This window comes from Winogradskyella sp. 266wxhm (assembly GCF_058964685.1).
In genome coordinates, this window is the sequence record NZ_CM179559.1 from 3,934,041 (window position 1) to 3,957,593 (window position 23,553).

Annotated in this window: 22 protein-coding genes and 2 pseudogenes; 6 read left to right on the forward strand and 18 right to left on the reverse strand. The window is 32.3% G+C overall.

Annotation, left to right across the window (positions count from 1 at the left end):
- Positions 1-26: 26 nt before the first annotated feature.
- The 10 genes from AC2H4K_RS17760 to AC2H4K_RS17805 all read right to left on the reverse strand — a co-directional run bounded on the left by AC2H4K_RS17760 (position 27) and on the right by AC2H4K_RS17805 (position 11,874).
- A complete protein-coding gene (locus tag AC2H4K_RS17760; RefSeq protein WP_493742657.1) occupies positions 27-2,564 on the reverse strand; it encodes a T9SS type A sorting domain-containing protein in 2,538 nt (845 codons plus the stop codon).
- 136 nt (positions 2,565-2,700) lie between these two features.
- Positions 2,701-4,425, reverse strand: coding sequence for an FG-GAP-like repeat-containing protein (locus tag AC2H4K_RS17765; protein WP_281141034.1), 1,725 nt, complete (start codon positions 4,423-4,425; stop codon positions 2,701-2,703).
- A gap of 80 nt (positions 4,426-4,505) precedes the next feature.
- Positions 4,506-5,324 (reverse strand): enoyl-ACP reductase FabI, encoded by an 819-nt coding sequence (locus AC2H4K_RS17770; protein WP_281141073.1) that lies wholly within the window; start codon positions 5,322-5,324, stop codon positions 4,506-4,508.
- A gap of 47 nt (positions 5,325-5,371) precedes the next feature.
- Positions 5,372-7,024 (reverse strand): DNA repair protein RecN, encoded by a 1,653-nt coding sequence (recN, locus tag AC2H4K_RS17775; RefSeq protein WP_493742658.1) that lies wholly within the window; start codon positions 7,022-7,024, stop codon positions 5,372-5,374.
- Positions 7,025-7,123: 99 nt separating this feature from the next.
- A complete protein-coding gene (gene porD, locus AC2H4K_RS17780) occupies positions 7,124-8,011 on the reverse strand; it encodes a type IX secretion system protein PorD (protein ID WP_281141036.1) in 888 nt (295 codons plus the stop codon).
- Entirely contained in the window at positions 8,004-9,215 is a 1,212-nt protein-coding gene (gene coaBC / locus AC2H4K_RS17785) for a bifunctional phosphopantothenoylcysteine decarboxylase/phosphopantothenate--cysteine ligase CoaBC (RefSeq protein ID WP_493742659.1), read from the reverse strand. Before coaBC ends, porD begins: the two co-directional genes overlap by 8 nt.
- Before the next feature lie 7 nt (positions 9,216-9,222).
- Positions 9,223-9,549 carry a DNA-directed RNA polymerase subunit omega gene (locus AC2H4K_RS17790; RefSeq protein WP_281141038.1) on the reverse strand — a complete coding sequence of 109 codons (327 nt, stop codon included), beginning with the start codon at positions 9,547-9,549 and terminating at the stop codon, positions 9,223-9,225.
- Between the two features lie 12 nt (positions 9,550-9,561).
- A complete protein-coding gene (locus AC2H4K_RS17795; protein ID WP_281141039.1) occupies positions 9,562-10,362 on the reverse strand; it encodes an outer membrane protein assembly factor BamD in 801 nt (266 codons plus the stop codon).
- A 108-nt stretch (positions 10,363-10,470) separates the two neighbouring features.
- Positions 10,471-11,355 carry a 4-hydroxy-tetrahydrodipicolinate synthase gene (dapA, locus tag AC2H4K_RS17800; protein ID WP_281141040.1) on the reverse strand — a complete coding sequence of 295 codons (885 nt, stop codon included), beginning with the start codon at positions 11,353-11,355 and terminating at the stop codon, positions 10,471-10,473.
- Complete coding sequence (locus AC2H4K_RS17805) at positions 11,356-11,874, reverse strand: DUF6913 domain-containing protein (protein WP_281141041.1); 519 nt, start codon at positions 11,872-11,874, stop codon at positions 11,356-11,358.
- 70 nt (positions 11,875-11,944) lie between these two features.
- Here AC2H4K_RS17805 and AC2H4K_RS17810 point away from each other — a divergent pair, with 70 nt between their 5' ends.
- Entirely contained in the window at positions 11,945-12,706 is a 762-nt protein-coding gene (locus tag AC2H4K_RS17810) for a 5'-nucleotidase C-terminal domain-containing protein (RefSeq protein ID WP_281141042.1), read from the forward strand.
- A gap of 4 nt (positions 12,707-12,710) precedes the next feature.
- Positions 12,711-13,625 carry a bifunctional metallophosphatase/5'-nucleotidase gene (locus tag AC2H4K_RS17815; RefSeq protein WP_281141043.1) on the forward strand — a complete coding sequence of 305 codons (915 nt, stop codon included), beginning with the start codon at positions 12,711-12,713 and terminating at the stop codon, positions 13,623-13,625.
- Between the two features lies 1 nt (position 13,626).
- Here the strand turns inward: AC2H4K_RS17815 and AC2H4K_RS17820 are convergent, their stop codons facing one another.
- The 7 genes and pseudogenes from AC2H4K_RS17820 to AC2H4K_RS17850 form a co-directional block, all read right to left on the reverse strand.
- The gene (locus tag AC2H4K_RS17820; RefSeq protein ID WP_281141044.1) at positions 13,627-14,364 is read right to left on the reverse strand and encodes a hypothetical protein; all 738 of its coding nucleotides are present in this window, start codon (positions 14,362-14,364) and stop codon (positions 13,627-13,629) included.
- A gap of 98 nt (positions 14,365-14,462) precedes the next feature.
- Positions 14,463-14,699 (reverse strand): annotated as a pseudogene (locus tag AC2H4K_RS17825) (BRCT domain-containing protein); the annotation flags it as partial.
- 174 nt (positions 14,700-14,873) lie between these two features.
- Positions 14,874-15,338 (reverse strand): annotated as a pseudogene (locus AC2H4K_RS17830) (exonuclease domain-containing protein); the annotation flags it as partial.
- The gene (gene ligA, locus AC2H4K_RS17835) at positions 15,331-17,775 is read right to left on the reverse strand and encodes an NAD-dependent DNA ligase LigA (RefSeq protein WP_281141045.1); all 2,445 of its coding nucleotides are present in this window, start codon (positions 17,773-17,775) and stop codon (positions 15,331-15,333) included. The gene ligA and the pseudogene AC2H4K_RS17830, both read right to left, overlap by 8 nt.
- Positions 17,776-17,779: 4 nt before the next feature.
- Complete coding sequence (locus AC2H4K_RS17840; protein ID WP_281141046.1) at positions 17,780-18,361, reverse strand: LOG family protein; 582 nt, start codon at positions 18,359-18,361, stop codon at positions 17,780-17,782.
- A 93-nt stretch (positions 18,362-18,454) separates the two neighbouring features.
- Entirely contained in the window at positions 18,455-19,357 is a 903-nt protein-coding gene (prmC, locus tag AC2H4K_RS17845; protein WP_281141047.1) for a peptide chain release factor N(5)-glutamine methyltransferase, read from the reverse strand.
- On the reverse strand, positions 19,358-19,849 hold the full coding sequence (locus AC2H4K_RS17850; RefSeq protein ID WP_281141048.1) for a GNAT family N-acetyltransferase: 492 nt from the start codon (positions 19,847-19,849) through the stop codon (positions 19,358-19,360). It lies immediately after the preceding gene.
- A 33-nt stretch (positions 19,850-19,882) separates the two neighbouring features.
- Here AC2H4K_RS17850 and ribD point away from each other — a divergent pair, with 33 nt between their 5' ends.
- From ribD to AC2H4K_RS17870, 4 genes are read left to right on the forward strand one after another with little or no spacing between them, the layout of a single operon-like run.
- Positions 19,883-20,887, forward strand: a complete 1,005-nt coding sequence (gene ribD / locus AC2H4K_RS17855) for a bifunctional diaminohydroxyphosphoribosylaminopyrimidine deaminase/5-amino-6-(5-phosphoribosylamino)uracil reductase RibD (RefSeq protein ID WP_281141049.1) — start codon at positions 19,883-19,885, stop codon at positions 20,885-20,887.
- A complete protein-coding gene (locus tag AC2H4K_RS17860) occupies positions 20,880-21,491 on the forward strand; it encodes an HAD family hydrolase (protein ID WP_281141050.1) in 612 nt (203 codons plus the stop codon). The genes ribD and AC2H4K_RS17860 overlap by 8 nt, the downstream gene beginning before the upstream one ends.
- A gap of 3 nt (positions 21,492-21,494) precedes the next feature.
- Positions 21,495-22,346, forward strand: a complete 852-nt coding sequence (locus tag AC2H4K_RS17865) for an EamA family transporter (protein ID WP_281141051.1) — start codon at positions 21,495-21,497, stop codon at positions 22,344-22,346.
- A 3-nt stretch (positions 22,347-22,349) separates the two neighbouring features.
- Positions 22,350-22,952, forward strand: coding sequence for a YigZ family protein (locus AC2H4K_RS17870; protein ID WP_281141074.1), 603 nt, complete (start codon positions 22,350-22,352; stop codon positions 22,950-22,952).
- On the opposite strand, the gene AC2H4K_RS17875 is transcribed toward AC2H4K_RS17870, so the two are convergent.
- Positions 22,947-23,354 carry an acyl-CoA thioesterase gene (locus AC2H4K_RS17875; protein ID WP_281141052.1) on the reverse strand — a complete coding sequence of 136 codons (408 nt, stop codon included), beginning with the start codon at positions 23,352-23,354 and terminating at the stop codon, positions 22,947-22,949. The genes AC2H4K_RS17870 and AC2H4K_RS17875 overlap by 6 nt on opposite strands.
- Positions 23,355-23,553: the final 199 nt, after the last annotated feature.

Consider the following 23,553-nt stretch of genomic DNA (forward strand, 5'->3'; position numbering starts at 1 on the left):
AAATCATAATCTATTCTGATTATAGTTTACTGTTTAATAACTCTAACTGTTTTTGTTGTATTAGCTATAGTTACTTGTACAAAATAAGTACCAGAATTTAATTGTGACATATCCAATTCACTGTCAATAGTATTTGGAGTAGCTCTTAATACTTCTTGACCTAGCATGTTATACATTACAACATTATCAATGTTGTTTTGAGCATTTAATGTTAATGTATTTTTAACTGGGTTTGGATAATAAGTGAAACTAGAAGTACCACTGATATCACCTAATCCTAAAGTTGCACTGAAAGCAGACACCTGAAAGTTCATTACAGAATCACCACTATACTCCCATACTCTTACATAAACCGTTTGATCAGCTAGCCCATCTGTAGGTTCAATAACAACTTGACTGTATGCGCCATTTCCATCATCATCATCACATTCTAAAAGAACTAAAGAACCACATGAACCTGTATATACTGCCATACCTCCATCTCCTCCATTTCCTGTTGGATCAGAATCTGTTTCTATTGTTAAATTTCCATCAGAAGGTACTGTCACAGCATACCATACATCTCCTCCATTTCCTGTTGAATCAGTTGGATCGTATGAAGCACATCCAGGTAAAGGCATCTCCCCAGAATCTGTTGCTCCTGCATTTGTTTGTCCTGCAATAGGATTTTCACCAAAAGTTGAGCCTGGAGTAATTACAGAAGCATTTACACAATCATTATTTGCTGGTGGACATGTGTAAGAAATTAATGCTAAACTATAATCACATGCAGAATCTGAATGCTCAACTGTCAAAGTAATGCTTGATCCACTTGTAAATGGACCTACTTGTGTAATACCTGTACCTGAAATTGGATAAGTATTGGTACCATCAGTAATCTGTGTAGCATCACCTACTGTAGTAATATCTACGTCTACATAAAATTGTGTATTAGAACAATCCGCAGATACTGTTGAAGAATCTACAACTGCTACAGTACATGCTAACGGAGTTCTAACAATAAATTCATCTATAAAGAAATCATAATCCTCATCATCATCTACCGTTCCATCTGTTGCCCAAACAGCAAACATAACCGTACCTGTATAAGCACTTAAATCGAAAGTTTCAACATCTCCAGTATGAGATGGATAATTTGACTGGTTATAAGTTATAAGGTTTACCCAAGTTGCTCCACCATCTTCTGAAATCAAAACCTGAACTTCATCATCACTACCCATTCCGTTAAGTTCTGGCGGGTTAGAGTTCGCAAAATCTGTAAGAGAAACTGAATATACTAGTTCATAGCCTCCACCAGATAAATCAAATAGAGGAGATATTAGCCAATCTTCTGTATCATTATAATACAAATTAATTCGAGCAGAATTGTTTGTTGTACCTATGTGTGAGAATGCAGTGTGTCCCCAATATCCAATTCCAAAATCAGAAGGACCAGTTGTTGGGTTACCTTCACTTGCTTCTCTCCAACATGAAGCAGGAACAGCAACATCAAAACTTTCTAAATAATCTGGTGTAAATGCAGCACAAAGGGTTGTAAAAGCATAAGGTCCTTGCCAATCACTAAATCCATTGATATCACAATTTGAACGAATATAAAATTCATAACCTGTTTCTGGTGTAAGAGCAATAGTCGAAGCAAATGATCCAACACCTTGTCCTACCATACCTCCATCAATAGAAGTCCCAGTTCCTACTGCAAAACCAACACTACCTAATTCTACTTCATAACCTAATGAAGCACCTGCTTCATCAGTCCAAGTTAATTCTGCAAAAGTGTCCATTAGAGCTCCTATAGATATATCAGAAGGTTGTAAACAAGAAGGGCAAGAACCTACTAAATTATCAGAAACTAACAAATCAGCCGGACCATTATGTACAGGATCTGATGATAAGCCTGCTGAAAAAACAGAAGTCCCAGTTGCATCAAAAATCTCATAACTACATTCACTTGCATAATCAGGGCTTCCAGAAGTAGCTGCAGGATTAAATGCTGTTGTTATAACTTGACCAGGTTGTACCGAAAAGGTGTATGTTTCTGTATCAGTTGCGACACCTATATCATCCAAAACAACTACACCATCTACTAATACATCCATATTAGAGACACCATTCCAACCGTCTCCCCAATCATCAGTTAGCGTTATTGTATAATCACATGGTGGACAATATCCTGTTATATTATCACTAGCTAGTAAATCTGCCGGTCCATTATGTACAGGGTCAGATGACAAGCCTGCAGAAAAAACAGAAACGCCAGAAGCATCAAAAATTTCATAGCTACATTCACTTGCATAATCAGGACTTCCAGAAGTAGCTGCAGGATTGAAAGCAGTTGTAATAACCTGACCAGGCAAGACAGAAAATGTATAGGTTTCAGTATCAGCTGCGACACCTATATCGTCCAACACTACAACACCATCTACCAATACATCCATGCTAGAGACGCCATTCCAACCGTCTCCCCAATCATCAGTTAAAGTAATTGAATAATCACATTGAGCATTTACTGTAAAACAAGTAAAGAGTGTGAAAATTCCAATAAATAAAAATGTAATTTTTTTCATCAAGAATTAATTTTAAGTTAGTAATACTGTTAAAAGTATATTAAAATTGAATAAACAAAAGGTTATTAAATTGTAAATCGATAAAAAACAAAAAAAATCGTTGTATACTATTTTAAGTAACCCTAACTCAAAATATCTAATTTTTGATTAGCTTTTGGGAATAGCTAATACCTTTAGAAAAAACTTTAATAAAATAAAATCCTGAGGTTAAAAAATTCAGATTTAACTCTAAACTCTTAGAAGAATTGCTTTGTGTTAAGATTTTTTTACCTGATAAATCATAAATTTCAATAAAATCAATAATATACCGAGAGGTTAAAAATAATCTATCTTGAAATGGATTTGGTAATAGATCAATTTTATTCATGATGTTATCTTCAATTCCTAGATTATCTCCTTCTATTATTAACACCTGTTGATTAGGTTGAATATTGTAAACTACATCTTCAACTCCACTAAGCCATTTAACTTTTATATAGTCTATATTTTCAGCATTACCAACACCAAAAAACTCTTTTGATGAATTTTGTGCAAGATAACTTTCACCCAACATAACATATCTATACTGTTTGTTATTATTTATTGAAATCTCAATCAAGGTACCAACTGCGTCCTTATTACTTTGAGTACTCTTCAGTTCTACAACTAAATAATTATTGGTATTATTAGTCTGGTTCTTCCATAAAAAAGGTAATGCATTACTATTATTAACAAGTATATCAACCTTACCATCGTTATCGATATCGCCTATAGCACTTGCAAAGCTAGCTTTATCATTATTTAAGAACCCTATATTATCTGGTGAGGTAAATGTTTCGTCTGATTGATTTTCATAAAAAGCATAAGAAGGATATCCATCTGAAACAGTGTAAGAGCAACTTACATACAAATCTAAATCACCGTCATTTTCTGCATCAAAGAAGCTGGATCCCCAAGAGAAACTATCTAGCTGTGTTCCTGAACTTACCGATATGTCTGAGAAAGTTTCATCTCCATTGTTCTTTAACAATACACTTCCTGCTGAGGGTGTACTGAAATTATTTGGTGTATTAGTTATGTATATATCTAAATAACCATCATTGTTAAAATCCTCAACTGTAACAGACATAGCATCTAAAACTAAATCAGTACCAGAAGATAAACTTATATCTGTAAACGTTCCATCTCCATTATTTTTATAAAGTATATTGGGAAAAAACTTATCATTAGCTACATATAAGTCCTGCCAACCATCATTGTTTATATCAATAAATCCTGCACACAAAGTTAGTGCCGGTGTATTACTTAAACCTATTTGATCAGTTACGTTAGTAAAAGTACCATTACAATTATTTTTAAATAAATAATTGGTAATTGTTGTACCTGAAGTTCTATTTGACAAGTATAAATCCAAACAGCCATCATTATCAATATCACCAAAGGAAACTCCATAAGTAAATAAATTATCTAGTGGTAGACCCGCGCTCAATGTAACATCTATAAAACCGTTAGATGTATTTTCATATAATCTATTGCCATTAGTGTCACTAGCAATAAATAGATCTTTATCATTATCATTATCGTAATCAACCCATAAAACAGATCTTGTAGGATAATTAATAGCAGGGCTTAACAAGTTCTGTTCAACAAAAAAACCTTGATAATTTTTATAAAATCTTAGAGGTTCACCTGAACCAGAAGTTAAGGTTATATCGTCCCATCCATCGTTGTCGTAATCAGCAAAACTTAATCCATTTCCAAGGGTAAAAAAACCGGTAGTTTGATTTATCCCATAAAAACTTGAAACATCTTCAAAAAAAATTTGTCCCATAATAAGCCTTGGTAGTACAAATAAAAGTAAGAATAGTAGTTTTTGCTTCATACCTCAAAATTAAAAAAAGCAATATAAAAAAAGCCATTATACTTTTGCATAATGGCTTTATATTAATTTTACAAAAGGTTCTATTCCTTTTCTACAAAAGCTTCCATAACAGCATCGCTTACTCCCATATTGCTAAAACCTCCATCGTTGTAAAGATTTTGGAGCGTAACTCTTCTAGTTAAATCACTAAATAATGTTACAGTATAATTAGCACAGTCCATAGCTGTTGCGTTACCAAGTGGTGACATTTTATCTGCATAAGCTAAGAAGCCATCAAAACCTTTTACACCACTACCAGCAGTAGTTGGTGTTGGTGATTGCGAAATAGTATTCACTCTTACCTTTTTATCTCTTCCAAAGAAATAACCAAAACTGCGCGCTATACTTTCTAAATAAGCTTTATTATCTGCCATATCATTATAATCTGGAAATACACGTTGCGCAGCCATATAGGTTAAAGCCACAATACTTCCCCATTCGTTCATAGCATCAGCTTTGTATAACGTTTGCATTACCTTATGAAAAGACATCGCAGAAACATCTGTTCCTTTTTGTGTCCATGCATAATTTTGATCTGTGTAATGTTTTCCTTTTCTAACATTTATTGACATACCTATTGAATGCAATACAAAATCAATTTTACCACCTAAAATCTCCATAGATTTTTCTATTAGATTTTGTAAATCTTCTTCTGATGTTGCATCTGCAGGAATTATTTGAGAACCTGTTTTTTCTGCCAAAGCATTTATTTGTCCCATTCTCATAGCTACTGGTGCGTTTGTTAATACAAACTCTCCTCCTTCTTCATGTACGCGCTCTGCAGTTTTCCAAGCAATAGAGTTTTCATCTAATGCTCCGAATATAATTCCCTTTTTTCCTTTAAGTAAATTATGCATAATTGTATTTTTTAGTCAGTTGTTAAAATAAATAGTTGGTAAATATAATACTAATTCAATAATTGTTTGGCATGTGCCATAGCAGATTCCGTAACATTAAGACCGCCCAACATTTGAGCGATTTCAACTATACGCTCATCTTCACTAAGTTTTTTAAGCTGAGTAAGTGTAACGTCTTCTTTATCTGTTTTAAAGACTTTAAAATGAGAATCTCCTTTAGCTGCAATTTGAGGTAAATGTGTAATGGCGAAAACTTGCATTCTTTGACTCATCTTCTTCATGATAGCTCCCATTTTGTTAGATATTTCACCAGAAACTCCTGTGTCTATCTCATCAAACATAATAGTTGGTAACTGAATATAATCTGCTAAAATAGATTTTATTGCCAGCATAATACGCGATAACTCACCGCCAGAAGCCGCTTTCTTTAACTCGTTGAAGTTAGAACCTTTATTTGCCATGAATAAAAATTGAATAGCATCCTTTCCGTTTGGTGTAAAATGATTCAATTCTTCAAGATCTATTTTGAATTTAGCATTTGGCATACCTAAGTCCGAAAGAATAGCTTCTAACTTTGAGACTAACAAAGGAATTGTTTGCTTTCTATTAGCTCTTATTTCAGATGCTTTTTGGTTTAATTCTGCTTCAAGCTTGGCTATCTTCTTTTCTAAATCGGCAATATTATCGTCTAAACTCTCAGTGTCGTCAATTTTGTTTTGTAATTCGGTTTTTATGGCAATTAAATCGTCTATTTCGGAAACTGAATGTTTTTGAAATAGATTATTTACTATACGAAGCTGTTCGCTTAATCTTTCTAGTTCTCTTGGGTCTGAAGATAATTTTTCTTCAAGATTATCGAGCTCAACTAATATATCATCTAGTTCTATGTTAATACTAGACAAACGCTCTCTCAAAGCTTCGTAAGATTTTCCAAAACTCGAAATCCTTGTTAGCTCTTGCTTTGCTGCATTTAACTGATCTACTACTCCAACATCTTCAGTATTCAATATAGATTTTGCAATACTTAGCTTCTCGCCTATAATTTCAACATTATTAAGCTCTTCGTATTGTTCTTCAAGTTCTTCAAGCTTGATGGATTCTAGTTGAATTTCATTTAGCTCTTTAAACAAGAATAAATTATAATCGTGCTCTTTTATCAATTCAGTTTTTGATACCTGAAGTTTTTCTAAAGATTTCTGAAGAGATTTATAATCTTTTAATATACCTGAATAAGCTTCAATTACAATTTGGTTTTTGGCCAAAGCATCAATTACCTTAAATTGATAATCATCTTCTGTAACTTGCATAGTTTGATGTTGCGAGTGCACATCAATAAGATAATCGCTCAATATCGCAAGGTTATCTAAGGTTACAGGTGTATCATTTATAAATGCTCTGGATTTTCCTGATGGCAAAATTTCACGTCTGATAATAGTATTCACTTCGTAATCTAAGTCCAAAGATTTAAAAAGTGATTTTAGATCGTAATTAGCAACATCAAAAACGGTTTCTATGATACATTTTTCATCAGAATTTTTCACCTGACTTAAATCTGCACGCTTTCCTAACACTAAAGCAAGACCTCCCAATAGAATGGATTTACCTGCTCCTGTTTCACCAGTAATGATTGTAAGTCCGTTTTCAAACTTAACCTCTAATTCATCAATAAGGGCGTAGTTTTTTATGTAGAGTGATGTTAGCAAATGTTGATAGATTAATTAGTACAAAAATAGATATTATGGAATACTGAAACAAGTTCGACTTTAGTATTTCTATGCCTTAAAACAAAAAGCAGAATTGCTTTAGTATTTAATATTTCTCCACTTTTGAGAATGCATTGGAGCAATCCTATTGAGTATGTCCATAGCATCTCTAATATTTACACTTGGACCACCAGAAAAAACATCCATAATTTCGTTTGCCTTAGCATCAAAAAAGACACGCATAAGGTACGAATTTGGACGTTTTCCATGTACTTTTTGAAGTTCTTTAATCGAAGCTACTATTTGCTCCTTTCCTTTTCTAGTATCTTCATTCATAATATCCAAACCTTGAATATGGTAAGAATACATTGCTGAACGCATTTCACTGAATGTAGGCGACATTAAATTATCTATAAGAGCAAAACGTGATTGTAAACCATCTTCGAGCTTCCAACCTTGTCCGTTTAATTGTTGAGAGTAATTCGCAATAACTTGTGCCTGCTTAAAATACTCATCACCGCCATTAAGTTCGAAGGAATCAGCATCCATTCCAAGAATCATATATACATGAAATGATAACACAGAAATTAAGTTAGATTCAAATTGCGTTGGATTGTAGACTAAATTCTGAAATTCGAGATATTGAAAGTTGAAATCTTTATCATTATAATTATATACAGGCGAACTGTAAGTAGACTTAAAAATAGGTCTTGATGAAGAGACTTGAAGCGAAGCCGAAAAGTAATCATTGTCATAACTAGTGACATTGATTACCATACTACAATTAATACGTTCTTGCTGGCTAAAAGATTTATTGGTCCATTTAGTATTATTGATGAATTCGTTTAATTGCTTCTCTAAATTTTTGAAAACAACATTATTGTCATTTCCTGTTTGTTGCGCAATAACATTTACTGTACAGTTTAACTCTTGTGAAAATACCACAGAATTTATCAATAAACCTAATAAAACTAATATGTTACGCATCTAATTGTTTTAAAATTTGTTGCATTAAATCTTTAGCTACTTCAGCCTTAGACTTTAATTCGTTTTCAATAACTTCGTTAGAAGAGGTTATAAATGTAACCTTATTTGTAGAGACACCAAAACCAGCTCCTTTATCTTGTAAAGAATTCAAGACAATTAAATCTAGATTTTTAGATTGTAATTTGCCTTTAGCATTTTCTAATTCGTTATTAGTTTCTAAAGCAAAACCAACTAAAACCTGATTCTGTTTAACTTCTCCTAAAGATTTTAAAATATCTTTTGTCTTTTCTAACTCAATACTAAACGTTGATTCCTTCTTTTTTATTTTCTGAGAAGCTACTGTTTTTGGTCTGTAATCTGCCACAGCTGCTGAGAGTATAGCAACATCAACATTTTTGAAATGCTGATGCACCTCATCATACATCTCTTGAGCACTGACAACAGGTTTAACATCTATCAAACTATGCTTTGTAGTTTGGTGTGTTGGGCCAGTTACTAAAATAACTTTTGCACCAAGATTAGCTGCGGCATTTGCTATTTCAAAACCCATTTTCCCGCTAGAATGATTCCCTATAAAACGAACAGGATCTATAGCTTCGTAAGTTGGGCCAGCTGTAATTAAAATCGTTTTACCTCTTAATGGTAATTGATTAAGAATGTCTTTTTCTATAAAAGACACAATATCCTCTGGTTCTGCCATACGGCCTTCTCCTATCAATCCACTAGCCAATTCTCCTTTTCCAGCAGGAATCATTTTGTTACCATAAGATATAAGTTTATCAAACGATGACTTGGTAGATTCATGTTTATACATGTCCAAATCCATTGCTGGTGCAAAATAAACAGGGCATTTTGCAGAAAGATATGTTGCTAAAAGAATGTTATCGCAAACACCATTTGCCATTTTGGCCATAGTATTTGCCGTAGCTGGTGCAATAATGAATACATCTGCCCATAATCCCAATTCAACATGGTTATTCCAAACCGCATCATCATTTTCATCATCAACAAAAGATGAATGCACTGGGTTTTTAGAAAGTGTAGAAAGTGTAAGTGGAGTTATAAAATCTTTAGAAGCAGGCGTCATAACTACTTTAACGTTAGCGCCTGCTTTTATGAATAATCTTACTAAACTAGCAGATTTATATGCGGCAATACCTGCGGTAATGCCTAATAAAATGTTTTTGTCCTTTAGAATAGACATCTAAGGTTTATTGCTGAGAATCCTCAGTATTTCTGTGATAAATCTTATCATCTAACCACTCCTTTACTGCTAAAGCGTGTGGCTTAGGTAACTTTTCGTAAAATTTAGAAACTTCGATTTGCTCTTTGTTTTCAAAAATTTCCTCAAGACTATCATTGTAAGTAGCAAACTCTTCAAGCTTGTCTATTAACTCACGTCTGATATCTGTGTTTATTTGTTCTGCACGCTTAGCAATAACTGAAATAGCTTCATAAATATTGTTTGTTGGTGCATCGATTTCATTTCTATTGTAAGTTATAGAACTTACTGGCGCATCTGTCTTTTTTAAATCCATCGTTTATTAAGATTAACTTTTAGTCGTAATTGTATTTAACTCTTGTTGTAATTGTTGGTATTTTAAAGTCGCATCTTCCATCATTTCTGAATTAGGATATACCTTCTTAAAAGTATTATAGTAGCCTATAGCTTCGTTTAAACGTTCTTGCTTTAAATAGTCTACACTCAATACAGCTAAATTGTAGGCTGCATCAAGTCTGTAGTACATAGCCTCACCTCTAAGAGATGTACCAGGAAATTCCAACAAGAAATTATTAAAAGATTTTATTGAAGCTTTATAGTCTCTAATCTGATCGTATTGTTTAGCTATTTCGAAAGCCTTTTTTTCAAGTTTAAAGTCTAATTCCTTAACTATTGTGTTAGCCTCTGATAAATACTCCGAGTTTGGATAAGCATTAATAAAAAGTTGCAGTTTTTCAATAGCCTCAACAGTTTCCTTTTGCTCTTTTGAATACACTGGCGAATTAAAATAGTAGCCTTTTGCCGATAAAAAAGCAGCTTCTTCAGCTTTTTCGCTATCAGGATAAATGTCTGTAAACTTATCGAAATGGTAACTAGCTATATAATAATCACCTAATTTGTAAGAACACATAGCATGCATGTAGGTTAACTTCTCAGCTTGTGGCTTTCCTCTATAGCTTGCCAAAATCTGATCTAACAACTTAAATGCTTTATTGTATTTCCCTGCATCAAAAAGCTCAGTTCCCATCTTATATTTTTCTGCAATATCATCAGACTTCAATGCCTTTTGAAAATCGCTACAAGAAATAAATAGAATACTGAGTGAGAGTATGTAAAATGCTTTCTTCATAAATTTTAAATAGGATGCAAAACTACGCATTATTAACGGATTTTAAAAACAAAAATTATACGCTAAAATAAGTGTTGATTTATGTGATAAATCGAGTTTATGGAAAGTTTAACTTTTACCCAAAACTTTTAGCTCTTCAGCAATCTTGTGTTTTAAACCGTCTGTAGCTTCTACTAAAGGCAAACGCACATGCGATTTTGATATATCTAAACCATCTAAAACAGCCTTGATTCCTGATGGATTATTCTCCGAAAATATTAATCCTGTAATTGGCATTAGCTTAAAATGAATATCATAAGCTTCCTTTGCTTTCTTAGCTATTCCTAAACGAATCATTTCAGAAAACTCTTTAGGTAAAGCCTGACCAATCACAGAAATAACACCAGATCCACCAGCCAATGCTACTCCAAGAGCTAAGTCATCATCACCAGATAAAATTAAAAAATCATCAGGTTTAGTTCTCAATAGTTCGTAATACTGCTGAACATTGTTACCAGCTTCTTTTACCGCTATTATATTTTCAAAATCTTTAGCTAGCCTAATTGTTGTTTCAGGCAACATATTAGATGATGTTCTTCCTGGCACATTATAAAGTATAATTGGTTTTGGTGATGCTTCAGAAATTGCTTTAAAATGTTGATAAATGCCTTCTTGTGTTGGTTTACTATAATATGGAGAAACAGATAAAATTGCATCAATTGTAGACAAATCTGTAGATTTAATTTCGTCTATCACATTTGCTGTATTATTTCCACCTATACCCAAAACTAATGGTACTCTACCATTATTAACTTTAGATATAAAGCTGATAAGCTCCTTTTTTTCTTCTTTGGTAACGGTAACACTCTCTCCTGTAGTACCACTTATCACTAAATATTCTGTACCGTTTTCAATATTATATTCAACCAGTCTTTCTAAAGCATCAAAATCAATGCTTAAATCTTCTTTAAAAGGTGTAATTAATGCCACACCTGTTCCTATGAATTTGGTCATTTATAGTTTTTTTAAAATGTTTAAATATTTTTTTAATTCTTGTTTAAAAATGTTGATATCCTTCAGCACAACATCAATTATTAAATCGTAAAGTCGTTCATCATAATTAGAAATGCCTACTTTAAATTTAGCTTTTGAAGCTGCAGTCATATAGTCTAAAAGCAACGTCTCGTTTTTAAAATAGCAAATTAAAAGATCGTAAGGTTCGTTTAAAAAATCTTCTAAATCCTGATTGTTTACTTTCCCCTTCCAACCAAAATCTTTTGGACTATAGTGAGTGTTCCACTTGTTATGATCTAGCTTATCGTCTAACGTAAAGGCTACGATATTATTTTTTGGAGAATTTAATCCCAATTCTTTAAAATACACTCTAAAGACCTCAAATTCATGAAACTCGCTAGCGTTAAGCAATACCGCAACTGTATTCACTTTATCATTGTTTACACTAGCTTTACGTTCTGCCAACAAATTGTTGACATATTTTTGAATTGATTTTTCTTTAAATGCTTTTAAAATCATCTATCTTTAGCCTTTGTGCAAAAATAACAAAAGCACCAACACTTTTTACAAACTATTTTTAAGTTATTAAATGACTCGTAAATATATTCTGAATTTATTTTTATTGCTATTGATTTTTTCATGCAATGAAGATTTAAGCCTCTCAAAAATAAAAGGGGAACGTCTCGAAATCAATGACAGTATAACTGCTGATAAAACAATTGAGGATTTTGTAAAACCATACCGAGAAAGTGTCAACAGAGATCTTGACAGCACACTCGCCTATTCTCCTGAAACCTACACAAAAAAAGACGGCGAATTTAATACTGCAATTGGTAATTTAATGGCAGATGCCGTTTACGAAGAAAGCAACCCTGTTTTTAATAAACGAACTGGAAAAAACATTGATCTGGTTATCTTAAACCACGGAGGTATTAGATCCATTATTTCAAAAGGAAATATTACAGCAAGAACCGCTTATGAAGTTATGCCTTTTGACAATTCGGTTGTAGTTGTTGCTCTAAAAGGCACACAGGTACTTGAACTTGTAGACTACTTATCTAAAGTAAAACGCGCACATCCTGTTTCTAAACAAGTGCAACTTACGCTTAATAATGATTTTAGTGTTAAATCTGCTTTTATTAATGGAGAACCTATTGAAGAAGAAAGAACATACTACATAGCTACGAATGATTATTTGTATAACGGAGGTGATAGAATGACATTTTTCCACCCTAATGATAGCTTATATGTATTAGACTATAAAATAAGAAATGTACTAATTGATTATTTCAAAAAGAAAGATACTTTGAACCCTAAGAAAGATAATCGATTTATTAAACTAGAAGATTAACACCATGAAAAGAAGACATTTTATACAAAAATCTACAGCTGCAACTGCTCTTGCAACTATTGGCGGATTAGGTCTACAATCTTTTAGTTCACCAAAAACAAAAAAAATCACCATACTCCATACTAATGATGTCCATAGTCATATTGACCCTTTTGGACCTGAAGATGGCAGAAATGCCAATAAAGGTGGTGTTGCTAGGAGAGCTACTTTGGTAAATTCTATCCGAAAAAAAAACCCAAATACGCTTCTACTAGATGCGGGTGATATTTTTCAAGGCACACCTTACTTCAACTATTATGGAGGAGAATTAGAGTTTAAACTTATGAGTATGCTAAATTATGATTTAGCAACTATAGGTAATCACGATTTTGATAATAGTATTGACGGTCTTTATGCGCAACTACCGCATGCTAAATTTGAGTTTGTTTCAGCAAATTATGATTTTTCAAATACCGTTATGGACACACATGTGAAACCTTATAAGATTTTCACTAAAGACGGTATTAAAATTGGAATTTTTGGTTTAGGAATTCAACTCGATGGATTGGTAGATAAAAGAATGTATAAAGAGACTGTTTATAATGATCCGATTGAAGTTGCTCAAGATATGTCTCGTATTTTAAAAGAAGAACAAAAATGTGATTTGGTAATTTGTTTATCGCATATTGGGTATTACTATGATAAGTTTCCTGAGCGTGTTAGTGATCTTAATTTAGCGAAAGCTACAAAAGATATTGATCTTATCATAGGTGGACATACACACACGTTTTTACCAAAACCTACTATAGAAAAAAATAGTGCTGGAAAAAATGTTCTTATTAATCAAGTTGGGTGCTATGGACTTTATCTAGGCAAAATTGACTTTTATTTTGAACCAGGAAAAGACGTTAAAGCTGAAGGAGCATCTATAATTGTGTAGTTCAAGCCTCTAACTCATCAACATATTCTGGCTCTGGACCTGTAAACTCCAATTGCGATTGTAAGTAGAAGAAAATAAAAGCAACAACAAGAAATAAAGAGTACACAAAACTTAGGTTGTTATTATTTTCTAAAATGTAATAGTAAGCTAACTGTATCATTTCAGAAAAGAAAATAAAGATTGATCCTAATAAAAGCAGCATCGATTTATTGTCATTTCTATACATATAATTAATAAGCGCTGCCGATAACAATGTCATTATAACTGCATTGTACGTAAACTCTAAAGCATATTGATATACTGTCAACTCATTTTCAGCGGCAGCAGTTACTAATGTTACACAGAAAACGTCTAGTACTACCAAAACAATTATTGGTATGGGAAGTTTAGAGAAAACAGTCCGTACATTCAAATCTTTCAACAATTTTACTATCAAAGTAGTATAAGAAAGAATGTAAAATATATTAGTACTGTAATAATAAATATCTATACCATGCCATTCATTTAATGGAAAATGATAAGATATAAAATTGAATAAATCGCCTATCGTAAAAAGTAACAAAAACCAAAAAAAGTATTTTGTTCTTTTTTCCGACCATCCATAATATAATGTGGTCAGCAAAATAAGCATTAGTGTACTTATGGCGGCTCCCTTTGTTTCGAGTGCAAAAGCTTGAAGCAAGATAAAAACACCACCTAAAAGTAACAGTATTACTTTTAAGATTCTAGTTGTAGTCATTAATTAATCCCTTATTAATGACCCAAATATAAGAACACAAACAAAATAAACGACAGAAAATCCTATTTTATCGACAAAATGTAAAATATTGTAAGTTTTTACTTTAATAATTCTAAAAACTCACTCTCTGAGAGTATTGTAACCCCTAAATTTTCTGCTTTTGTACGTTTACTAGGCCCCATTTTATCACCAGCAACTAAATAATTGGTCTTAGATGAAATAGAAGAAGGTACTTTTGCACCGTTGTCTTCAATGAGTTTTTTTAATTCATTTCGAGATATAGATTCAAATACTCCAGTGACCACAAACTTCTTCCCTAAAAGCTTATCTGATTGCACATTAAAATATTTCAAAAATTCAATCCTTAATGAAACTGCTTTTTCTTTATCTCTATCAAATATATGTGTATCTAATTGTTTACTATGTCTTTTATTTCTGTCTATAACTTTATAGTCATCTTTCAAAATTTCATCAATGTTTTTAACCTCTAGTAACAAATTAGAAAAAACACTACCACAAACATGAGCATCTTCAAGAGCGTTATGGTAATTGTTTTGTACTATACCATAATACTGACTTATTGTACTTAATCTGTAATTTTGGAGATTTAAAATTTTTCTACTGAGTCTTAGTGTACAATAACATTTAAAATTTGGCATTTCTATATTATATCTATTAAGACAGAATTCTAAAACTGATAAATCAAAACTAGAATTGTGAGCAATGAGTATTCTATTATCAAAAAAATGCTCTATTTCTTTCCAAACTAGATCAAAAGTTTTTTCCTTTTTAACATCATTTAAAGTTATACCATGTATTCTTGTAGTAAAAGGGTTGAATTTTTCAACCATGGGATTTATTAAAGTATAATATTCATTGATGACCTTACCTTCTTTAAACTCAACTATGCCTATGGAACAAGGGTTCTTTCCTATAGCTGTTTCAAAGTCAAAAGAAATATAATGCTCAATCATTTAATAAATTAAAAAATTCTTGTTCACTAATCATTCTAATGTTTTCTTTTTCAGCTTTCATTTTCTTTGATGGCCCCATATTTTCTCCTACAATTAAATAAGAGGTATTCTTAGAAAGTGACCCTAAATTTTTACCTCCATTATCCTCAATTATTTTTTTTAACTGATTTCTATCAACCTGAAATTTACCTGAAACAACAAAATTAAGTCCTTCTAATTTTTTTGAAGTCAATTTCTTTTCCTCCATCTGAAAGGACAAACCAGCTTCTCTTAGCCTATTTATATTCTTTATATTCTTTTCATCTTTAAAAAAAGACTTGATACTATTACCAACACTCTCGCCAATATCTCGTATGGAAATTAGATCCTCTAAATTAGCATTAATCAAATTATTTAAAGATAAGTAATTTTCAGCCAGAGTTTTAGCATTAACCTCACCAACATCTTTAATTCCTAAAGCAAAAAGAACTTTATAAAAGGGTTTATTTTTCGATTTTTCAATTGCTGCCAATATATTTTTTGCTGTCGTTTGCTGAATTCCAACACGGTTTCTATCACTTATTTTTGTTACAAACTCATCAAGTTTACTATCATCATCAACCAAACCAGTAATTGAACTCCCTAATAATTCATCTATGTAATTCAAATTTTGAAAATCAAAATTGAATAAATTGTTAGGATATAAGTCAAATTTTAAATCGATTAATTTATTCAGTGAAACATAACCTTCAAATTGAAGGTAATTATTCAAATCAATAGTATAAAACCTTTCATTCAACAAGTCTAAAAACTTATTAACCTTTCGTTCATTGACGTTATTTGGAAAATTGTTTAATTGAAATAAATCTTCTAATTTGGTAATTTGATTACTTAAAAGTGAAGATTCTTTCTTGGTAAGATTTCCCCAACCATGACTTAAACCAAAAATAGCTTTATCAAGAGAAACTTGTAACTGACCATCTTTCTTTAAACCAGCTTCATCATTTTCAAGCCACATTCTTAAACCATTTATCTCGTTAAATTTTAAATAATATAAATCAGAGTAGTTTTTAATTTTATTATGATGATATAGTAATTCGATTATCCCTTTACCCATACCCTCTATATCCATAGCTTTTCTTGAAACAAAATGTTCAATCCTACCTATTATTTGAGGTTTACAACCAACCTTATTAGGGCAATAGTGTTTTGCTTCACCTTCTAGACGAATCAATTCTGTTTCACATTCTGGGCAATGTGTTATATAATTTGTTGGTGCGGAATTCTCTGGTCTTTTAGTGAGGTCGACAGCTATGATTTTTGGGATGATTTCACCACCTTTTTCAACAAAGACTTCATCTCCTACTCTAACGTCTAGTTTTTCAATCTGATCGGCATTATGTAAAGACGCACGTTTTACAATAGTTCCTGCCAATTCCACAGGTTCTAGATTCGCAACTGGAGTTATAGCGCCTGTTCTACCTACTTGATAGGTGATTTCATTTAAACGTGTAGATACCTGCTCTGCCTTAAACTTATATGCCATTGCCCAACGTGGAGCTTTAGCGGTATAACCAAGTTCATCTTGCTGATAAAAACTATTCACCTTTACTACTACTCCATCAATCTCGTAAGGTAATTCGTGTCTATGTTCGTCCCAATAACTAATATAGTCTAAAACCTCATCTATAGAATTGACTAATTTGGCTTCTTTGGGTACTTTAAATCCCCAAGCTCTAGCTTTTTCTAAACCTTCAAATTGTGTAGAAATATTTAAATTGTTCCCTTTAATACTATACAGCAAACATTCTAAAGGTCGCTTAGCCACCTCAGCACTATCTTGAAGTTTTAAACTTCCTGAGGCCGTATTTCTTGGATTTCTGTATGGTTCTTCGTCATTAGCAATACGCTCTTTATTCATTTTCATGAAGCCTTCTATCGGAAGGATAATCTCGCCTCTAATATCGAAACGCTCCGGAAAATCACCTTTAAGATGAAGTGGCACTGTTCTTATGGTTTTTACATTAGTGGTTACTTCATCTCCTTGAACTCCGTCTCCACGAGTCACAGCTCTGATTAATTTACCATTTTCGTAAGTAAGATTCATGGAAGCTCCATCATACTTTAATTCACAAGTATATTGTAGGTCTCCATCAACTATCTTTTTGATACGTTTTTCCCAATCGAGTAAATCTTCTTTGGAATAGGAATTATCCAAAGAATACATTCTAAAATCGTGAACTACCGTATTGAAATTCTTTGTTATAGTACCACCAACACGTTGCGTAGGAGAATTAGCATCGAAAAATTCGGGATGCGCATCTTCTAGTGCTTGAAGTTCTTTTAGTTTTATATCGAACTCGTAATCACTAATTGTAGGATTATCGAGTATGTAGTAATTATAATTGTGTTGACGAAGTTCGTCTCTTAAGGATTGTATTTTTTCTTTAATATCCATTTATTTATAAACCTTCTTTATTCAACCATTTAGGAGCTGGCAACGGTTTGTAATTATTCATTTTATTGAGTAAACCATCAATAGTATCATCCACAACTACAGCATCTAAATTTTCCTGTTTTAAAAAACCTCTATTCACCATAACCTTACATTGTTCTAAAAGCGGATCATAATAACCGTTGATGTTCAAAATGCCTATTGGCTTTGTATGCAAGCCGAGTTGACCCCAAGTAGTGATTTCAAAAAATTCGTCCATAGTACCAAAACCACCTGGAATAATTATAAATCCATCACTTTTTTCATACATAATGATTTTTCTATCATGCATGTTCTCTGTGGTTATTAATTCAGTAAGCTCAGTATGAACAATTTCTTTGGTTTTAAGAAACGTCGGAATAACACCAATGGTTTTACCTCCATTCTCAATAAGACTTTCAGCGACCTTACCCATTATACCAATCTTTGCAGCACCATACACTAATGTGATCTGTCTTTCCGCTAAAGTCTTTCCTAGTTTGAATGCGGTATTGATTATATCTTTATCATTTCCTTCGCTACTTCCGCAAAAAACTGATATACTATTCATAGTTATATTGTAGTGATAATATAGATTTGACTTATTGAAGTTCCTGCTTACACTTCGACAAGCTCAGTGTGACACTCAGGAATATAATTAATTTTACTTTTTAGTTCCTTTAAGCATTCTATCGTTACCAAAAATGTCTTTTCGTAATTCTACATTTTTTAAATTAACATCCTTTAAAAGTTGCTCTGTTTCTCGTCCAAGATACTGGTTAATTTCAAAATAGAGTGAACCATTTGGCTTCAACTTATCAACAGCAAAATTGGTAATTGCTTTATAAAAAATTAGTGGATTATCATCTTCTACAAACAATGCCAAATGTGGCTCGTTGTCTAAAACATTTGGTTTTATTTCTTGCTTTTCTAATTCCCTAACATATGGTGGATTTGATACGATAATGTCAAAAAGCCCATTCTGTTTCTGCGAGATATCTTTCTCAAAAGAAAAGAAGATCTCATTTACCAAATTGAGCGCGTTACCTCTTATAAACCGAATGTCTACATTGTTATGTTCTGCATTTTCTTTAGCAATCTTCAATGCAGACTCAGACACATCTAAAGCATAAACATTACCGTTAGTCAAATGTTTTGCTAGTGAAATTGCAATACAACCTGATCCTGTTCCTATATCTAGAATATTAATTTCTTCATCAATGTTTCGACTTTGCTCAACGTGAGATTTTATAATCCAATCCACAAGCTCTTCTGTTTCTGGTCTTGGGATTAACACGTTGTTATTCACTTTAAACTGTAATCCGTAGAATTCAGTTTCACCTAAGATATATTGAATAGGTTGTTGATTTTTCAAACGTTCCAAAACTTTGAAAAAAGTATCAACTTCAGACTTCATTATGGTAGTATTAGGCTCTAAAGCCAATTTAACCCTAGAAATATCTAGATAGTGCTCTGTTAACAAAAAGAAGAAGCTCTGCACTTCATCCTTTCCGTAAATATCATCAAGTTCTTGATGAAAAATATGTTTTAATTCAATTAGTTTCATTTACAAATCCTTTAGCATCCATTCTGTACAGGAATAGTGCCCTGTATTACCAAGCGGTTGATCTAAACTTTTGAAGCCTACTTTGTGATATAATTTTCTAGCTTCTGTCATATAAGGCAAAGTTTCAAGATAACATTGCTCAAAGCCTTCTGATTTTGCAAAATCGAGACAGGTTTTCATCATCAAGCTACCAAGCCCCTTTCCTCTGGCTTCAGACATAAAATACATCTTTTGCAATTCACAAACGTTACCATCATAACTTTCTAATGATGCAATACCAGCACCTCCTAAAATGTTACCATCCTTTTCTACAACAAAATATCTCTTTTTAGGTTTGCTGTAAGTTTCTGTCATGCAATCTAAAGCCGCATCTTCATAGGCAGTGCCAACTTTTGGTGCTCCATACTCTATTAAAACTGCTCTAATAGCCTTAGCTATTTTAGCATCATCTTGCACTTGTATCTCGCGAATGACAAAGTTATTATTGCTCACTTTATTTGTTATTTTTACATCCTGAAATTCGGGATGAAGATACACGAAAAATATATAAATCGTTGTTTGCAAATTGCTAAAAATGGATTAGGTACTACGCGACCAAACCCTATGGTTGGTGCTGTTATTGTCTACAATAAAAAAATCATTGGAGAAGGTTTTACCAGTCCTTACGGACAAGCCCATGCCGAAGTTAATGCTATCAATTCTGTAAAAGACAAAAGCTTATTATCCAAAAGCACAATTTACGTCACTTTAGAGCCGTGCAGCCATTATGGTAAAACACCTCCTTGCAGCGATTTAATTATTGAGAACAAAATTCCAAATGTGGTTATTGGTTGTATCGATGATAATCCTGAAGTAGCTGGAAAAGGCATTCAAAAATTAAGAGATGCTGGGTGCAGTGTCATTGTTGGAGTTCTTGAAAAAGATTGCAAAAAACATTTGAAACGTTTTTTCAGTTTTCACAATAAGAAACGACCATATATTATTTTAAAATGGGCAGAAACCAAAGATGGATTTATCGCTCCGCAAACAAAAGATGAACAAAAACCTGTTTGGATTACCAATATTTATTCTAGACAATTAGTACATAAATGGCGCGCTGAAGAACAAGCTATTTTAGTTGGCACCAATACTGTTATTGAAGACAACCCAAGCTTAACTGTTAGAGATTGGTGTGGAAACAATCCTTCTAGAATCGTGCTAGACCGTAATTCTAAGTTAGACACTTCTTTTTCTGTTTTTAACACACAAGCAGAAACCATAACAATTACCGAAAAAGATATTGATTTTGAAAAGCCAATAGCGTATCAAATCGGGAGTTTTCTTCATTCAAATTCCATAAACTCTGTAATTATTGAAGGTGGTTCTAAAACACTTCAAACGTTTATAGAAGAAGATATTTGGGACGAAGCTAGGGTGTTTATCGGTAATTCAGAATTTAAATCTGGGATTAAAGCACCTGATTTTGAAGGGAATTTGATTTCTGAGACTAAAATAAAAAAAGATACATTAAGAATTTACACCAATGATTAACACATTAATATTCGATTTTGGAGATGTCTTTATCAATTTAGACAAAAAAGGCGCAATGCAAAATGCCTTGACGCTTTTTCAATTGGAAGAATTTGATGACGACATGATTCAAACCAATATTCAATATGAAATTGGCAGAATTTCAACAAATGAGTTTATTGCTTTTTATTCTAATAAGTTTCCTAACTTGAGTGAAAAGCAAATCATTGATGCATGGAACTTCATTATTAAAGATTTTCCAAAATACCGATTAGACTTTTTAAAAGCTTTATCCAAAGAAAAGAAATATAAACTCATATTATTGAGTAATACCAACCATATGCATATCGATTATGTGAAATCTCAAGTTGATTTCTTTGATGAGTTCAAAAACTGTTTTGATATTTTTTATTTATCACAAGAAATCCATTTAAGAAAGCCCAATGCAGATATCTATGAGTTTGTATTGTCTGAGAACAACCTAAATCCTCAAGAATGCTTTTTTGTAGATGACACAAAAGAAAATACTGATACCGCCAACAAGCTTGGTATCAATGTTTGGAATATTGACGAAACTAAAGAAGATGTAATTAATCTTTTCGAAATTAATAAGCACATATTCTAGTCTATGTATTTATTACTAAGTATACTTTGTTCCACACTTATTTTTGTGGTTTTTAAAACCATAAATAAATACAACATTAGCACGCTACAAGTTATTGTACTCAACTATTTTGTTGCTTGCGCTATAGGCTTATTCTCTTTTGAAGAAAAAATAACACCAGTAAATTCCATAAAATCCGATTGGTTTTTAGGAGCACTATTTTTAGGTTTCTTATTTATAAGCATCTTTTTTGTTATGGCAAAAACGGCACAGAACAATGGAGTTTCAGTAGCTTCAGTGGCTTCAAAAATGAGTGTTGTTTTACCTATAATTTTTGGTATTTATGTTTATCATGAAAGTACTGGTCTACAAAAAATACTCGGTATTGTTTTAGCTTTAGTAGCTGTTTACCTCACTTCGGTAAAGTCTTCTTCAAACGTAAACTTTAAAAAGAATCTATTGTTACCTATTATTCTCTTTTTTGGTTCTGGTACAATAGACACCACAATAAAATATATTGAAACTACTTACGTACCAGAAAAAAGTATTCCGCTTTTTTCTGCTTCAATATTTGGCATAGCAGCAATTTTAGGTATAATTATTTTAGTTATAAAACGTGAATTCGACATTACTTTGAAAGCTATTTTGGGCGGCCTTACACTTGGCATAATTAACTATGGTTCTATTTACTTTCTTTTAAAAGCATTAGATCATGAACTATTTGAAAGCTCCACACTATTTACCGTAAATAATGTTGGTGTAGTAATGTTATCTACATTAACAGGCTTAATTTTCTTTAAAGAGCATCTTTCAAAAACCAATTGGGCTGGTATTCTACTTGCTGTAATCTCAATAATTTTAGTGACTTTAAATTAAATGATGGACGACATATACAAAACCATAACCAAATCAGCTGAAGGAGAATTATTTAAAGATAAAGGTAGTAAGTTTTATAGCTATGTATTTCCTATTACTAATGAAGACCAAGCTAAAAATCATATCGAAACCTTAAAAAAGCAACATCATAATGCAAGACACTGGTGTTATGCTTATCAAATAGGTATTGAGGACATACAATACAGAGCCAATGATGATGGAGAGCCCAACAATTCTGCTGGAATGCCTATCTACGGACAAATACAGTCTTTTGAAGTCACAAATGTGCTAGTAGTTGTTGTTCGTTATTTTGGTGGAACTAAGCTTGGTGTTGGTGGTTTAATCAATGCCTATAAAACGAGTGCTCAATTAGCACTTGAAGCAGCTAAGATTGTTGAAAAAACCATCAATAAAAATTTCACTTTAAAATTTGAATATAAAAACATGAGTAAAGTGATGCGATTATTGAAAGAAAATGACGTTGAAATCATCAATCAAAAATTAGAACTTAACTGTTTGTTGGAAATATCTGTCAGAAAAAACAACAGCTCTAATGTGTTTGAACTTTTTAGTGAATTTTACGGAGTAAAAATCACTGAATTATAACGAATAATCTTGCAGTTTATCTAAAAGATATTTTGGGCATCTTGTTGGCCTGTTTCTCTCTTTATCAATAAATGCTAAAACAGTACTCCCAGTCGCCAGTAAAACGCCTGATTCCGTGGTTAATTCATAATAAAATTCAATAGATGCTGTAGGCATCTTCTTAAGCATAGTTTTTACTTTAAGAACATCATCGTAACGTGCTGAATTTTTGTAATTTATGTTTAACGAAACAACTGGCAACATAATACCATCAGCCTCCATCCCACTGTAGCTCAAGCCAAACTCTCGTAACCACTCTGTTCTACCGACTTCAAAGTAGACTGCGTAATTGGCATGGTACACCACACCCATCTGATCTGTTTCACCATAACGCACCCTTATTTTTGTCTCATTAAAATTCATTTTTATAACTTGGTTTAAGAAAAATTTTGTAGATTTAAAGATGTTTTAAACATGGGGAAAAATTTCTAAATATTCAATGATATTTGATTTTTTTTTTAAGAATTTTGTTCACATATTTGTCCTGTTCAAAACAACAAGAGAATCCCTATTCTCTTTTTTTTTGCTAATCTAACTAACACAGAAAAATTTAACTTAGAGC

Coding starts and splice junctions, on each gene's coding strand:
- AC2H4K_RS17870 (WP_281141074.1), top strand. CDS start 22,350: ATGGACGACATATACAAAACCATAACCAAATCAGCTGAAGGAGAATTA.
- AC2H4K_RS17790 (WP_281141038.1), bottom strand. CDS start 9,549: ATGGATTTAAAAAAGACAGATGCGCCAGTAAGTTCTATAACTTACAAT.
- ligA (WP_281141045.1), bottom strand. CDS start 17,775: ATGGATATTAAAGAAAAAATACAATCCTTAAGAGACGAACTTCGTCAA.
- dapA (WP_281141040.1), bottom strand. CDS start 11,355: ATGACCAAATTCATAGGAACAGGTGTGGCATTAATTACACCTTTTAAA.
- AC2H4K_RS17815 (WP_281141043.1), top strand. CDS start 12,711: ATGAAAAGAAGACATTTTATACAAAAATCTACAGCTGCAACTGCTCTT.
- ribD (WP_281141049.1), top strand. CDS start 19,883: ATGAAGATACACGAAAAATATATAAATCGTTGTTTGCAAATTGCTAAA.
- porD (WP_281141036.1), bottom strand. CDS start 8,011: ATGCGTAACATATTAGTTTTATTAGGTTTATTGATAAATTCTGTGGTA.
- prmC (WP_281141047.1), bottom strand. CDS start 19,357: ATGAAACTAATTGAATTAAAACATATTTTTCATCAAGAACTTGATGAT.
- AC2H4K_RS17865 (WP_281141051.1), top strand. CDS start 21,495: ATGTATTTATTACTAAGTATACTTTGTTCCACACTTATTTTTGTGGTT.
- AC2H4K_RS17860 (WP_281141050.1), top strand. CDS start 20,880: ATGATTAACACATTAATATTCGATTTTGGAGATGTCTTTATCAATTTA.
- AC2H4K_RS17820 (WP_281141044.1), bottom strand. CDS start 14,364: ATGACTACAACTAGAATCTTAAAAGTAATACTGTTACTTTTAGGTGGT.
- AC2H4K_RS17810 (WP_281141042.1), top strand. CDS start 11,945: ATGACTCGTAAATATATTCTGAATTTATTTTTATTGCTATTGATTTTT.
- coaBC (WP_493742659.1), bottom strand. CDS start 9,215: ATGTCTATTCTAAAGGACAAAAACATTTTATTAGGCATTACCGCAGGT.
- AC2H4K_RS17765 (WP_281141034.1), bottom strand. CDS start 4,425: ATGAAGCAAAAACTACTATTCTTACTTTTATTTGTACTACCAAGGCTT.
- AC2H4K_RS17875 (WP_281141052.1), bottom strand. CDS start 23,354: ATGAATTTTAATGAGACAAAAATAAGGGTGCGTTATGGTGAAACAGAT.
- AC2H4K_RS17795 (WP_281141039.1), bottom strand. CDS start 10,362: ATGAAGAAAGCATTTTACATACTCTCACTCAGTATTCTATTTATTTCT.
- AC2H4K_RS17760 (WP_493742657.1), bottom strand. CDS start 2,564: ATGAAAAAAATTACATTTTTATTTATTGGAATTTTCACACTCTTTACT.
- AC2H4K_RS17840 (WP_281141046.1), bottom strand. CDS start 18,361: ATGAATAGTATATCAGTTTTTTGCGGAAGTAGCGAAGGAAATGATAAA.
- AC2H4K_RS17805 (WP_281141041.1), bottom strand. CDS start 11,874: ATGATTTTAAAAGCATTTAAAGAAAAATCAATTCAAAAATATGTCAAC.